A 13430-nucleotide genomic window follows, 5' to 3' on the forward strand; every position below is an offset into this window, starting at 1 on the left:
CCTCACATCCGTGCAACGGCCTTCTCGGCGCATTTGATGAAGGTTCCGATCAGTGGGCTCTGGGAATCCCGCCGCCAGCAGACCGCGATGTCGAGCGAGTCGGTGGCGTCGCGCAGCGGCCTGAACGCGATGCCGCGCGGCGCGCCGAGCTGTGCGCAGGCCGGCAGGATGGCGAGGCCTTCGCCCGCGAGAACGAGGCTCATCGCCGAATGCACCGTCTCCACCCGGCTCGCGATCGGCATCACCACCTGGTGCCGGCGCAGCAGGGGGACCACGGCGGACGATGCGGGGCCATGGTCCGGATGAGGGAGCGCGATCAGCGGGCGGCCGTGCAACCGGGCCATCGGCACGGAGCTCAGGCGGGCGAGTGGCGAGCGGATCGGCATGGCGAGCATGAAGCGCTGCGCACCGATCCGCGCCACCTGGATCTCGGGATGGTTGATGGCCGGCATGCACAGCGCGACCGTGACGCTGCGATCGAGCACCCGGGCCTCGCGTGTCGAGGCGCTGAGCTCGGCGAATTCGAGGTCGACGCCGGGAACCGAGCGGCGCAGCTCGGGGATGAGGCGCGGCAGTATCGCATTCGCCAGCACGAACATGTAGCCGACCGAGATCCGGCCGCGGCTCCCGGCCGCAACCGCGCGCGCGGCTTCGATGCCGTCGGCCGCCAGCGCCAGCGCCTCGCCCGCGCGCGCCAGCAGGGCCTGGCCCGCCTCGGTCAGGTCCATGCCGCGCGTGCCGCGGCGGAACAGCGGGGCGCCGACCTCGGCTTCGAGCTTGCGGATCTGCACCGAGAGCGGCGGTTGCGCCATGCGCAAGCGCTCGGCGGCCTTGCCGACGCTGCGCGCCTCGGCGACGGCGACGAAGTAGCGAAGCCGGCGAAGATCCATTGGCATACCGAAAACGTATGGGTTGCTCGCGAAAATCGTATTGGACGGCGAGTTAACAAAACTGTCATTCTCGCTGTCAATGTCTTTGGGCCAACGGCGGCCCGCTTCGGAGCGTGATGTGACGATGAACGGCGATCCCTGCCTGCTGTCCGCAACCGAGCTGCGCGGCCTCGTCGCGCAGAAGCGGATTTCTCCCGTCGAGGTCGTCAGCGCCGTGCTCGCCCGAGCCGAGGCGCTCCAGGGCGAATTGAACTGCTTCATCACCCTGTGTGGCGACGAGGCGATGGCAGAGGCGCGCGCGGCAGAGCGCAAGGTGATGGCCGGCGAGCCGCTCGGTCTGCTGCACGGGCTTCCCGTTACGGTCAAGGATATCGTCAACACCAGGGGCGTGAAGACCACCTTCGGCGCCGTTCCCTACAAGGACAATGTCCCCATGGAGGATGCCGTCGCAGTTGCAAGGCTGCGCGCGGAAGGTGCTATCCTGATCGGAAAGACCACGACGCCCGAGTTCGGCAGCAAATGCCTGACCGACTCGCCGCTGTTCGGTCGTACCCGCAACGCCTGGAGCGCGGAGCGTTCCTCCGGCGGCTCCAGCGGCGGCGCTGCGGTTGCCGTTGCGAGCGGCATTGCGCCGCTCGCGATTGCGACCGATGGCGGCGGCTCGACGCGAATTCCCGCCGCCTGCAACGGCGTGGTCGGGCTGAAGCAGAGCAACGGCGTGATCGCGCACAGCCAGGCGCTCGATGCCTTCGGCAACCAGACCTATGTCACGCCGACGACGCGCACCGTCGCCGACACCGCGCTGATGATGCAGGCGATGGCCGGCGAGGATGCTTGCGATCCCTGGTCGATCGGCGTGCCCGTACCTGATTTCATCGAGACGGCCACGCCGCGCGGCGATCTGCGCGGGCAGAAGATCCTGTACTGCCTGTCGCCGCCCGGACGCCCGGTGTCTTCGGATGTCGCAGCCAGCTTCAAGGCGAGCCTCGACCGGCTCGCGAGCCTCGGTGCCGAGCTCGAAGAGTTCTCCGGCGAGGGGTTTGACATCGAGCCGATCTGGCGCGCCATCAACCACACGGTCTGGCGCACGCGCTTTGCAAAACTCGCGGCCGAGCACAAGGACGAGCTGAGCGAGGCCTTCCTCAAGCAGCTTGCGCTCGCCACCGAGGTCAGCGGCGTCGCCTATCAGGAGGCGATGTTCGCGCGCACCGCGCTGTTCCGTCGCGTGCAATCCCTGCTTGCGCGCGGGCACCTGTTGGCGATGCCGACCCTCACCCGCACCGCGCTGCCGATCGACCAGGACCTGTTCGGCACGATCGAGATCGACGGCAAGCACTTCGACAGCGTCCGGCCGCACTGGTTCCCCTGGACCATGCCGTTCAACATGACCGGACACCCCGCGATCAGTCTTCCCTGCGGCTTCGGCCGCGACGGCCTGCCGATCGCGCTTCAGCTCGTCGGCCGCTTCCGCACCGATGCGGACTTGCTGCGCGTCAGCGCGCTGTTCGAGGCCTCGCACGATCTCCTGTCCCGCTGGCCCGGCTGAGGTGAGGCACATGCCGCAAAGGACTTGCCTCCGGCGCCCGGACATGTTGATCGTGCCGCGGGTAGGCCGTGAATTCGAGCGCGCATGAGCGTATTTGTCCTCCGACGTCTGTTGACCTTGCTGGCGACGCTGGTCGGCGCCTCCGTGATCATTTTCCTGGTGCTGGATGCCTTGCCCGGCAATGCCGCTCAGATGCTGATGGGCGCGGACGCCTCGGCCGATGCGGTGCGCGCGCTCACCGTCAAGCTCGGGCTCGACCAGCCGCTGGCGGTTCGCTATTTGCAATGGATCAAGGGCCTCCTCGTCGGCGACCTCGGCAACTCCTATGTCTACGGCACGCCGGTCGCCGGCCTGATCGCGGAGCGGCTGGTCCTGACCATTCCGCTCGCGATCATGTCGATGACGATCACGGTGACGCTGGCGCTCTCGGCCGGCATCTACACGGCCGCCAATCACAACAAGCTCGGCGATGTCGGCGTGATGTCGCTGACGCAAGTGGGTATCGCGCTGCCGAACTTCTGGTTCGCGATCCTCCTGGTCCTGCTGTTCTCGGTGCGGCTGCAATGGCTCTCCGCCGGCGGGTTTCCCGGCTGGGAGGACGGCATCTGGCTCGGCATCAAGTCGCTGCTGCTGCCGGCGATCTCGCTCGCCGTGGTGCAGGCCGCGATCCTCGCGCGCGTCACGCGCTCGGCGGTCCTGGAAGTGCTGCGCGAAGACTTCGTCCGCACGGCGCGCGCGAAGGGGCTCGGCAAGCGCGAGGTGCTGTGGAGCCACGTGCTTCGCAACGCCATGATCCCCGTGATGACCGTGATGGGACTGCAATTCGCCAATCTTCTCGCCGGCACCATCGTGATCGAGAACGTGTTCTATCTGCCCGGCCTCGGCCGGCTGATCTTCCAGTCGATCGCCAACCGCGATCTGATCGTGGTGCGCAACTGCGTGATGCTGCTCGCCACCATGGTCGTCATCGTCAATTTCGTGGTCGACGTGCTCTATGCCTTCATCGATCCCCGCATCAAGGTCCACGATTTGTGAGCGCGCCACTGACCACTTCGGTTGACGCCCCGGGTGCAGCGCGCCGCGTGCCGGCCCGCACCTTCTGGGGCCGCGCGCTGCGTCACCGCAGCTTTGTGCTCGGCGGGGCGTTGAGCCTGCTGGTGCTCGCCTCGGCGCTGCTCTCGCTGGTGTGGACGCCGTATTCGCCTTACGAGATCGACATCGCCTCGAAGCTCCGGCCGCCGTCGGCGGCGCACTGGCTCGGCACCGATTCCTTCGGACGCGACATCGTCTCGCTGCTGCTCGCGGGCGCGCGCTCGACCATTCTGGTCGGCATCATCGCCGTGAGCATCGGTCTCACCTTCGGTGTCTGCCTTGGCCTGGTCGCGTCGGCGAAACGCGGCTGGACCGAAGAGATCATCATGCGCTTCTCCGATTTCACCTTCGCCTTTCCGGCTGTGCTGTCCGCGATCATGCTCGCCGCGGTCGTGGGGCCGGGCATGGTGACCTCGATCGTCGCGATCGGCATCTTCCAGATCCCGACGCTGACGCGGCTGACGCGCGGCTCGGCCAACGCGATCTGGGCGCGCGAATTCGTGCTGGCGGCGCGCGCCTCGGGGAAGGGCGCCTTCCGCATCACCATCGAGCATGTCCTGCCCAACATCCTGTCGATCCTGATCGTGCAGGTCACCATCCAGTTCGCGCTCGCCATTCTCGCGGAGGCCGCGCTGTCCTATCTCGGCCTCGGCACGCAGCCTCCGCAGCCGTCCTGGGGGCGCATGCTGAACGATGCGCAGACGCTGCTGTTCCAGTCGCCGATGCTCGCGGTCTATCCGGGCGCGGCGATCGCGATCGCGGTGCTCGGGCTCAATCTGCTTGGCGACGGATTGCGCGATCTGCTCGATCCGCGCCTGGCGCGGGAGCGGTGACGATGGGCAAGCACTCAACCATGCCGCTGATCGAGGTCGCCAATCTCGGCGTGCGCCTCAACACCAGCCGCGGGCCGGCGCAGGCGGTGCGCGGCGTCAGTTTTGCGCTGAAGCGCGGCGAGACGCTTGGGCTCGTCGGCGAATCCGGCTGCGGCAAGTCGGTGACGGCGCTGTCGCTGATGGGGCTGCTGCCGGACAGCGCGGTCATCACCGGCAGCATCAAGCTGGACGGCAGCGAGCTCGCCGGGCTTTCCGATGCGGAATATTGCCGGCTGCGCGGCAACCGTATCAGCATGATCTTCCAGGAGCCGATGACCGCGCTCAATCCGATGCACACGATCGGCCACCAGGTTGCCGAGCCGCTGCGGCGTCACAAGAAATATTCCGCGGCGCAGGCGCGGCGTGAGGCGATCGCCTTGCTCGACCGCGTCGGACTGCCGGATCCGGCGAGGCGCATCGATGCCTATCCGCACCAGTTCTCCGGCGGTCAGCGCCAGCGCGTCACCATCGCCATGGCGCTTGCCTGCGAGCCCGACCTTCTGATCGCGGACGAGCCGACCACCGCGCTGGACGTCACCATCCAGGGTCAGATCCTCGACCTCATCGCCGATCTCGTCGAGGAGCGCGGCATGTCGATGATCCTGATCTCGCACGATCTCGGCGTCATCGCCGAGAACGTGCAGCGCATGATGGTGATGTATGGCGGCACGGTCGTCGAGAGCGGACCGACCGACGAGGTGTTCCGCCGCATGGGTCATCCCTACACGCAGGGCCTGTTCCGCGCCCGGCCGAAGCTCGGCGCCCGCAAGGGGACACGGCTGACGACGATCTCGGGCACGGTGCCCGAGCTCGCCGATTTGCCTTCCGGCTGTACCTTTGCCGATCGGTGTCCGCTCGTGATCGAGCCGTGTCGTGTCGCGCTTCCTCCGATGGTTGACGTCGGCCCCGGACATTTCGTTCGTTGCATCAGGACCGATGTCTCGATGGCCGAACGCGTCGGAGCGCTGCCCGCATGAGCACCGCGCCGCTTCTCGATGTGAAGGATCTCGAACAGCGCTACACGCTGCCGCGCGAAAGCCTGTTCCGTCCGCCGGGGCAGGTGCGCGCGCTCAACGGTGTCAGCGTGCAGGTCCATGCCGGCAAGAGCCTCGGCGTCGTCGGCGAATCCGGTTCGGGCAAGTCGACCTTCGCGCGGGTGGTGATGGCGCTGGAGCGGCCGACCTCGGGGCAGGTCGCGCTGCTCGGGCGCGACCTCAATCGCATCTCGGCCGACGAGCTTCGCCGTGCGCGCCGCGATTTCCAGATGGTGTTTCAGGATCCCTACGGATCGCTCGACCCGCGCCAGACCATCGCGCGCATCGTTGCCGAGCCGCTGACCGTGCTTGATGGCGCCGACCGCACCACGTTCCGCGAACGTGTTGCGACGGTGCTGAAACAGGTCGGCTTGCGTGAAGCGGACATGGACAAATATCCGCACGAGTTCTCCGGCGGCCAGCGCCAGCGCATCGCCATTGCGCGCGCCCTGATCACGCAGCCAAAACTGATCGTCGCCGACGAACCTGTCTCCGCGCTCGACGTCTCCGTGCAGGCGCAGGTGCTGAACCTGATGCAGGACCTCCAGGAGCAGTTCGGCCTCAGCTACATCCTGATCAGCCATGACCTCGCGGTGGTCGATTATCTCTGCGACGAGGTCGCCGTGATGTATCTCGGCCGGATCGTCGAGCAGGGGCGGCCGGAGGACCTGTTCGAGCACTGTGCCCATCCCTATACGCGGGCCCTGCTGGACGCGGTGCCGCGGGCGCGGGCCGGCGGCGGCCGGCGGCGGCGCGGGGCCCAGGCGATCGCCTCGCAATCGGCGGCAGCTCGCGGATGCCCCTATGTCGCGCGCTGTGCGCTTGCCGACCAGCATTGCCGCGAGGTTCCGCCCTTGCTACGCAAGGTGGGTGAGGGGCACCTTGCCGCCTGCCACAAGGCGGAGGCCGTGATGGCATTGCCGCAGGCGGCCATGGAAGGTTAGTCTCCAGAGCAGGATTGGCGTAGGCTGGGAAGCCAGCAGGCCGGGGAGTTACGCATGTTGAGGAAACTATCGATCGTCGCATTTGCCGCTGCACTTGCGGTGGCGCCTTTGCCCGTGCTGGCGCAGAGCAAGAAGGACAGCGTCGTCATGGGCATGACGCTGGAGCCGCCGGGGCTCGATCCGACCAACGCGGCGGCCGCCGCGATCGCCGAGGTTACGCTCTACAACATCTATGAGACCCTGACCAAGATCAACGAGGACGGCTCCGTCTCGCCGCTGCTGGCCGAGAGCTGGACCGCATCGCCGGACCTGAAGTCCTACACGTTCAAGCTGCGCAAGGGCGTCAAATTCCAAAATGGCGAGCCGTTCGACTCCGCGGCAGTGAAGTTCTCGTTCGAGCGCAACGCCGCGCCGACCAGCACCAACAAGGACAAGAGCCTGTTCCAGGCGTTCGAGAAGGTCGAGGCGCCAGATGCCGACACGGTCGTGATCACCGTGAAATATTCCGAGCCGAACCTGCCCTTCCTGCTGGGGCAAGCGAGCGGCTCGATCGTCGAGCCGAAGAGCGCGGCGACCAACGTCACGCAGCCGGTCGGGACCGGGCCTTACCAGCTCGGCGCCTGGGCCAAGGGCTCGTCGATCACGCTCAACAAATGGGCCGACTATCGCAGCGCCTCGGCGATCAAGCTTTCGAAGGTGACGATCCGCTTCATCTCCGATCCGGCCGCCCAGGCCGCGGCACTGCTCTCGAACGACGTGGACGCATTCCCGCGCATCGCGACCCGCGTTGTCGCTCAATTCAAGTCTGATCCGCGCTTCACGGTGCTGATCGGCGGTTCCAGGGCCAAGACCATTGTCGCGATCAACGAGCGGAAGAAGCCGCTCGACGATGTCCGCGTCCGCCGCGCCATCCTCGCTGCGATCGATCGTAAGGCATTGATCGACGGCGCCGTCGAAGGGTTCGGCACGCCGATCGGCAGCTTCTACACGCCGGGATCGCTGGGCTATGTCGACACCACAGGCATCAACCCCTACGATCCCGAAAAGGCCAAGAAGCTGCTTGCGGAGGCCGGCGTCACCACGCCGCTCGAGCTGTCGCTGAAGCTGCCGCCGCCGCCCTATGCGCGGCAGGGCGGTGAGATCGTCGCGGCCCAGCTCGCCAAGGTCGGCATCGTCGCCAAGATCGAGAACGTCGAATGGGCGCAGTGGCTGTCGCAAGTGTTCGCCGGCAATGGGCCGCACAATTTCGACCTCACCATCGTCAGCCATGTCGAGCCGTTCGACCTCGTCAAGATCACCGAGCCCGACTACTATCTCGGCTACAACAACGAGGCCTTCAACGCGCTCTACAAGCAGATCGTGTCGACGCCGGACGAAGCCGCGCGCGCCAAACTGCTCGGCGACGCCCAGCGCATGCTGGCGACCGACGCCGTCTCCGCCTACCTGTTCCAGCCGCAATGGCCGACTGTCATCAACAAGAAGCTGAAGGGCGTCTGGAAGGAAGTCCCGCAGTTCGAGAACGATTTCTCGACCTGGTATTGGGAGTAGGGGCTGCTCGATCAAGTCGAGATACCTTCCTGTCCACCTCTCCCAACGGGAGAGGTGGCAACGGCCCAAAACAAAATCTGAAAAACAACCCCATGCACAGTAGCCGGGGTTAGTCATTTCAATGGTTTGCGCGTTGCGCGATTCCAAAGGTCTGCGCGCAGCGCCGGTACATTGACCCGTCGGGCAAAACACTGGCATGATGGCACCATCGCGGCCTTATGGTTCGGGACGCGCCGTCAGGCGAGGCACGCCATGAACAGCCCTCCCGCCCGCGATGCCGGCACCGCCGCGGCTGCCGTGAGCGCCGAGACGCCGATCAATCTGAAGCTCGACAATGCGTCCATGAGTGACATTGCTCATGCGCTTGCGAGTGGGCGGACTACTGCGACCGCACTGACGAAAGCCTACCTCGCGCGCATTGAGGCCTACGACCGTGACGGGCCCAAGCTCAACTCCGTGCGCGCGCTCAATCCCGATGCGCTCGCGATCGCGGGCAAGCTTGACAGCACGAGGCCTTCAGCCGGGCAGTCGCTGGCCGGCATACCGATCCTGGTGAAGGACAACATCGCGACAGGCGACAAGCAGCCGACCACGGCGGGCTCGCTGGCGCTGGAGGGCGCACACGCCAGGGACGACTCCACCGTCGTCAAGCTGCTGCGCGAGGCGGGGGCGGTGATCCTGGGCAAGGCGAACCTGACGGAGTTCGCCAACATGCTCGCGATCGACATGCCCTCGGGCTACTCATCGCTGGGCGGTCAGGTGAAGAACCCTTACGCGCCGGCGTTGATGGACGATCATGGCCATCCGGCGGTGTCCCCGGGGGGCTCGAGCTCGGGGTCTGCGGTCGCTGTGGCCGCGGATCTGTGTGCGGCCTCGATCGGCACCGAGACCTCGGGCTCGCTGCTGTTCCCCGCCAGCCAGAACGGCCTCGTCACCGTCAAACCGACCGTCGGGCTGATCAGCCGCGCCGGCATTGTGCCGATCGCGCACAGCTTGGACACCGCAGGGCCGATGACGCGCACGGTACGTGATGCGGCGCTGCTCCTCAACGTACTGGCGGCGAAGGACCCGCGCGATCCGGCGACAGAGCCGCTGCGGCGGCCAGCCGATTACACCGCCGACTTCACGTCCGATGCGATGAAGGGCGCGCGCATCGGTGTGCCGAGCGACGCCGCCGACCCGCTGAACGATCCCTATTTCGGCAAGCTGCCACCCAAATCGGCGAAGGTGATGGCGGAGGCGATCAAGGTGCTGGAGGATCTGGGCGCCGTTATCGTGCGCGCCAGCATGCCGACAGCCGGCTGGATGAGCGGACCAGGTACGATCATGGCGGTGCTCAACCGCAATCCGCTGAGCGGCAACAAAGGCAATCCGGTCGTGCAGCGGATCGTTTTCCTCTACGAGCTCAAGCGCGATCTCAACCTCTACCTGAAGGACTGGGCGACCAACACCGCCATCAAGTCCATTGCCGACATCGTGGCCTTCAACGAGGCAAACGCGGAGAAGGCGCTGCGTTTCGGCCAGGACCTGTTCCTCGCCGCCGACCTCACCCGAGGAGACTTGCGCGAGCGCGAGTACAAGTCGGCGCTTGCCATGGACCTGCTCAGCGCCAGGACCCGCGGCATGGATGCCTACATGAACCAGCACAAGCTCGATGCCGTGCTATTCCCCGGCAGCGGAGGCGCCGCGATCGCCGCCAGGGCAGGCTATCCCAGCGTCATGGTGCCGGGCGGCTTCATCTCGGGAGCTGACGACAAGGACACGCCCGACTATCCGCTCGGCATCACCTTCGCGGGCCGTGCCTGGAGCGAGCACAAGCTTCTGCGTCTGGCCTACGCCTACGAGCAGGCCTCCAACATGCGCAAACCGCCGCCGGGTTTGCCAGCCCTGTAGCGTTCACAGGTCTCCTCGCACGGTGAGTAACGCCTGGAGGTCTCTGCAATTGGTCCATTCAGGACTTGCATTGGGAGACCACGTCTGGCTGGCTCTTGGTCGCCCGTAGCCAAATCGGAACTTTCCATGATCCATTTCGACACGTTGCTGACCTACATTGCGGTGGTTCTCGGTCTCTTCCTCATTCCGGGTCCCGCCGTCCTCTTGGTGCTCGCGCGCTCGTCTGTAGGCGGACATCGCGTCGGAATAGCCACCGGTCTCGGCATCGCCACCGGTGACATGCTTCACACGGCGATGGCCACGCTCGGATTATCGGCGGTGCTGATGACGTCCGCTCTCGCCTTCAGCCTGGTGAAATATGCCGGTGCTGCCTACCTCATATATCTCGGCATCCGCACGTTGATGGAACGAGGCGAAGATCTCAAATTGGCGCGGTCGCGTCTGGTCGATGCGCCGCTCGCCTTCCGGCAGGCCGTTCTTGCCGAAGTGCTGAACCCGAAAACGGCGCTCTTCTTCCTGGCCTTCCTGCCCCAGTTCGTGCATCCCGAGCGAGGCTCCATCGTCGCGCAGCTTGCGGTTCTCGGTCTCGTCTTCGTGATCATGAGCGCCATCTACACGGCGTTGATCGCTCTCGCCGCCGGACAGGTCGCGGGCTGGCTCGCCCGTCACCGCAGCATCGGTCGCTGGCAAGGCCGCGTCGTCGGAGCGATCTACCTGGGTCTCGGTGTTCGCATGGCCTTGCAGCAGAGGTAGTCCGATCGATGAATGGCCTCGCTGCATTCCACACCCCGGCGTAACAGAGGACGCTATCAATCGAGCGGGCCTGGGCCGCACCGACATTGAACGTTTGGAACCTTCATGCGTTAGCTCGGCGCAGGATGGCCGCATGCCGCGCGATCCGGCGCGAAGCCATGCGGAGTTCGGTTCTTGCTCAAACTGTACAGGTGGCCGACTGACGACTGGCAAGGCATCGGCGCGGAAATGCCCTCGGAGATCATCTGGGCGGACCTGCTGAACGCGAGCGCTGAGGAAAAGCAGTTCGTCGAGCGATTGCTGAAGATACGCATCCCGTCCGAGGAGTCGCTCAGCGAGATCGAGGCGTCGAGCCGACTGATCTTCGATCATGGCACGCTCTATCTCGGCTCGCCTGCGGTCCGGCTCAACGAGGACAACGAGGCCGAGATCACGCCGGTCGGCTTCGTCATCGGCCCGCATGTGCTGGTGACGGTGCGCTTTGCGGAGCTGCCGATCTTCGACCAGATCAGCAAGCGCGTCGGCTCCGATGACAGCCTCGAGAACGGCATGTGCGTGTTCACCAGCCTGCTCGAAGCGATGATCGACCGCGGCGCCGATACTCTGGAGCATCTCGCCGCGAGGGTCGACACGCTCTCGCGAGGTGTGTTCAAAGGCGGACTGGTTCGCTCGAGAAGGCCGGTCCGCTCCAGCCGCAGGATGCGCGAGGCGCTGGAGAATATCGGCGAACTGGCCGACCGGCTGGCCAAGGCGCGAGACGTCCTGCTCGGGGTCGGGCGAATTGCGTCATTTGCCGGCGATGTGGGCGGAGAGTGGATCACGGAGGCGTCGAAGAAGCGCCTCCATGCCGTGTCGAAGGATGTCGCCTCGCTCAGCGACTACGAGACGCGATTGACGGACAAGATCCAGCTTCTGCTCGACGCGGTGCTCGGCTTCATCAACATCCAGCAGAACGAGCTGTTCAAGATCCTGACCATCGTCTCCGTCGTCGGTGTGCCGCCGACGATCCTGGTCGGCGTCTGGGGCATGAACTTCAAGAACATGCCGGAGCTGAGCTGGACCTTCGGCTATCCATTGGCACTGCTCGCTATCATCGCCAGCGCCTTGCTGCCGCTGATCTGGTTCAGGCGGCGCGGCTGGTTCGAGTGATGGAAGCGGCGCACCGTTCGTGAACGATGCGCCGCCCGTCGGTTCATGCTGCTTTCGCGTCGACGTTGCCGATCCAGTTGCGGGCCAGCGTGACGTCGGCCTGCGACAATTGATGGCCTGCCGGCAGCACCTTGTGGTCGACACGCGCTCCCGATTCCGACAGCAGCGCCGCAAGCCGCGCCGAATTGCTCGCCGGCACGATCGGATCAGCCTGCCCGGACAGGAGCAGAACAGGCTTGCCGCCGAGTTCCGCCTTCGGTGCGTCCGACAGCGGCACCATGGCGCGCAGCAGGATTGCGCCTGCAAGCGCCTCCGGCTTCAGCAGCAACAGCGCGGCCGCGATGTTGGCGCCGTTGGAGAAGCCGACCGCGACCGGCGCGGCGATGCCGTATTGCTTTCGCGAATCCGCGACGAAGTCGCCGAGCTCGAGCGCGCGGCGACGCACGTCCTCCTCGTCGAACACGCCTTCCGCAAGGCGGCGGAAGAAGCGCGGCATGCCGTGCTCGAGCACGCGGCCGCGCGGCGAGAGCAGGGCGGAGCCGGGCGAGATCATCTTGCCGAGCCCGAGCAGGTCGTTCTCGTCACCGCCGGTGCCGTGCAACAGCAGGAGCGAAGGGGAGCCCGCGTCGCGCGCGGGCTCGTAACGATGGATGAACTCGGTCATGATGCGGTCTCTTCCAAGCTCGGCAGCACGCCCTCGATCTGCTTGCGCTGCGCTTCGAGGAAGCTCGGCAGCTTGAGGTCACGTCCCAGCGTCGCGACGGGTTCGTCGACGGCGAAGCCGGGGATGTCGGTCGCGATCTCGAACAGCACGCCGCCGGGCTCGCGGAAATAGATCGAGCGGAAGTAGTTGCGGTCCCTTTGCTCGGTCGGATGCAGGCCGTGATTGCTCACGAGCCTCTCGGCCATCTTGCCCTGCTCGGCATCGTCGGCTGCGCGGAAGGCGATGTGATGCACTGAGCCGCCGCCCTGATGCCCACGCAAGAAGCCCTTGGCCTCGTAGATATCGACGACGCTGCCTTCGGCATCGCCCGGCGCCTTGAAGCGGATCACGGAGCCTTCGCGCCCCGTCTCCTTGAAGCCGAACACGTCGGCGAGGACGGCAGCTGTCTTCGCCGCGCTGTCGAGCAGCAAGGTCACGCCGTGGAAGCCGCGGATCGCATGCTCGGCCGGGATGTCGCCGTTGCTCCAGCCGGGCTCGTTCTCGGCGCCGGGGACGCCAACGAGGGCGAGCGCCATGCCGTCGGGATCGGTGAACGGCAGCACGGATTCGCCGAAGCGCTTCTCCAGCGCTTCATAGGCGATGCCCTTCTCGGTGAAGCGCTGCGTCCAGTAGCCGAGCGAGCGCTGCGGCACGCGGAAGGCGGTCTGATGGGTCTCGCCGACGCCGCGGCGCCCGGCCGGCACGCCAGCCCACGGGAAGAAGGTCAGGATGGTGCCGGGGCGGCCGGTCTCGTCGCCGTAATAGAAGTGATAGGTGCCGGGATCGTCGAAATTGACCGTCTTCTTGACGAAGCGCAGGCCGAGATCCCGGGTGTAGAAGCCGAAATTGCGGATGGGGTCGCCGGCGATCGCGGTGACATGGTGCAGTCCAGACATGGTCGTCCTCCAGAATTCGGGGAGCGGTCTTGCTCTGGCAGGAAATATCGTTCCGCTTTGGATTGGAGACAATCCGTGCAAATATGACGTCTATGTCTACGATTTGGAAA

12 protein-coding genes are annotated in these 13430 nt (G+C 65.9%); 9 read left to right on the top strand and 3 right to left on the bottom strand.

The window, feature by feature from the left end; translation table 11 throughout:
• Positions 1 to 2: 2 nt before the first annotated feature.
• Positions 3 to 890 (bottom strand): LysR family transcriptional regulator, encoded by an 888-nt coding sequence (locus NLM25_RS15880; RefSeq protein WP_254137560.1) that lies wholly within the window; start codon positions 888 to 890, stop codon positions 3 to 5.
• Between the two features lie 124 nt (positions 891 to 1014).
• Here NLM25_RS15880 and NLM25_RS15885 point away from each other — a divergent pair, with 124 nt between their 5' ends.
• The 9 genes from NLM25_RS15885 (at position 1015) to NLM25_RS15925 (ending at position 11721) form a co-directional block, all read left to right on the top strand.
• Complete coding sequence (locus NLM25_RS15885) at positions 1015 to 2436, top strand: amidase (RefSeq protein ID WP_254141192.1); 1422 nt, start codon at positions 1015 to 1017, stop codon at positions 2434 to 2436.
• 84 nt (positions 2437 to 2520) lie between these two features.
• Entirely contained in the window at positions 2521 to 3471 is a 951-nt protein-coding gene (locus tag NLM25_RS15890; RefSeq protein ID WP_254117846.1) for an ABC transporter permease, read from the top strand.
• Positions 3468 to 4361, top strand: a complete 894-nt coding sequence (locus NLM25_RS15895) for an ABC transporter permease (RefSeq protein WP_254137561.1) — start codon at positions 3468 to 3470, stop codon at positions 4359 to 4361. Before NLM25_RS15890 ends, NLM25_RS15895 begins: the two co-directional genes overlap by 4 nt.
• A gap of 2 nt (positions 4362 to 4363) precedes the next feature.
• The gene (locus tag NLM25_RS15900) at positions 4364 to 5377 is read left to right on the top strand and encodes an ABC transporter ATP-binding protein (protein ID WP_254137562.1); all 1014 of its coding nucleotides are present in this window, start codon (positions 4364 to 4366) and stop codon (positions 5375 to 5377) included.
• On the top strand, positions 5374 to 6378 hold the full coding sequence (locus NLM25_RS15905; protein ID WP_254137563.1) for an ABC transporter ATP-binding protein: 1005 nt from the start codon (positions 5374 to 5376) through the stop codon (positions 6376 to 6378). Before NLM25_RS15900 ends, NLM25_RS15905 begins: the two co-directional genes overlap by 4 nt.
• A 54-nt stretch (positions 6379 to 6432) precedes the next feature.
• Complete coding sequence (locus NLM25_RS15910; protein WP_254137564.1) at positions 6433 to 7926, top strand: ABC transporter substrate-binding protein; 1494 nt, start codon at positions 6433 to 6435, stop codon at positions 7924 to 7926.
• Positions 7927 to 8178: 252 nt separating this feature from the next.
• On the top strand, positions 8179 to 9819 hold the full coding sequence (locus NLM25_RS15915; RefSeq protein WP_254137565.1) for an amidase family protein: 1641 nt from the start codon (positions 8179 to 8181) through the stop codon (positions 9817 to 9819).
• A gap of 126 nt (positions 9820 to 9945) precedes the next feature.
• A complete protein-coding gene (locus NLM25_RS15920) occupies positions 9946 to 10572 on the top strand; it encodes a LysE family translocator (protein ID WP_254137566.1) in 627 nt (208 codons plus the stop codon).
• A gap of 174 nt (positions 10573 to 10746) precedes the next feature.
• Positions 10747 to 11721, top strand: a complete 975-nt coding sequence (locus NLM25_RS15925) for a magnesium transporter CorA family protein (protein WP_254137567.1) — start codon at positions 10747 to 10749, stop codon at positions 11719 to 11721.
• A 43-nt stretch (positions 11722 to 11764) separates the two neighbouring features.
• Here NLM25_RS15925 and NLM25_RS15930 read toward each other — a convergent pair whose 3' ends face one another.
• A complete protein-coding gene (locus tag NLM25_RS15930) occupies positions 11765 to 12385 on the bottom strand; it encodes an alpha/beta hydrolase (protein WP_254137568.1) in 621 nt (206 codons plus the stop codon).
• Positions 12382 to 13320, bottom strand: a complete 939-nt coding sequence (locus tag NLM25_RS15935) for a ring-cleaving dioxygenase (protein WP_254137569.1) — start codon at positions 13318 to 13320, stop codon at positions 12382 to 12384. The genes NLM25_RS15930 and NLM25_RS15935 overlap by 4 nt, the downstream gene beginning before the upstream one ends.
• Between the last annotated feature and the right edge of the window lie 110 nt (positions 13321 to 13430).

Origin of the sequence: Bradyrhizobium sp. CCGB01 (assembly GCF_024199795.1) — a bacterium.
Classification (GTDB): Bacteria; Pseudomonadota; Alphaproteobacteria; order Rhizobiales; family Xanthobacteraceae; genus Bradyrhizobium.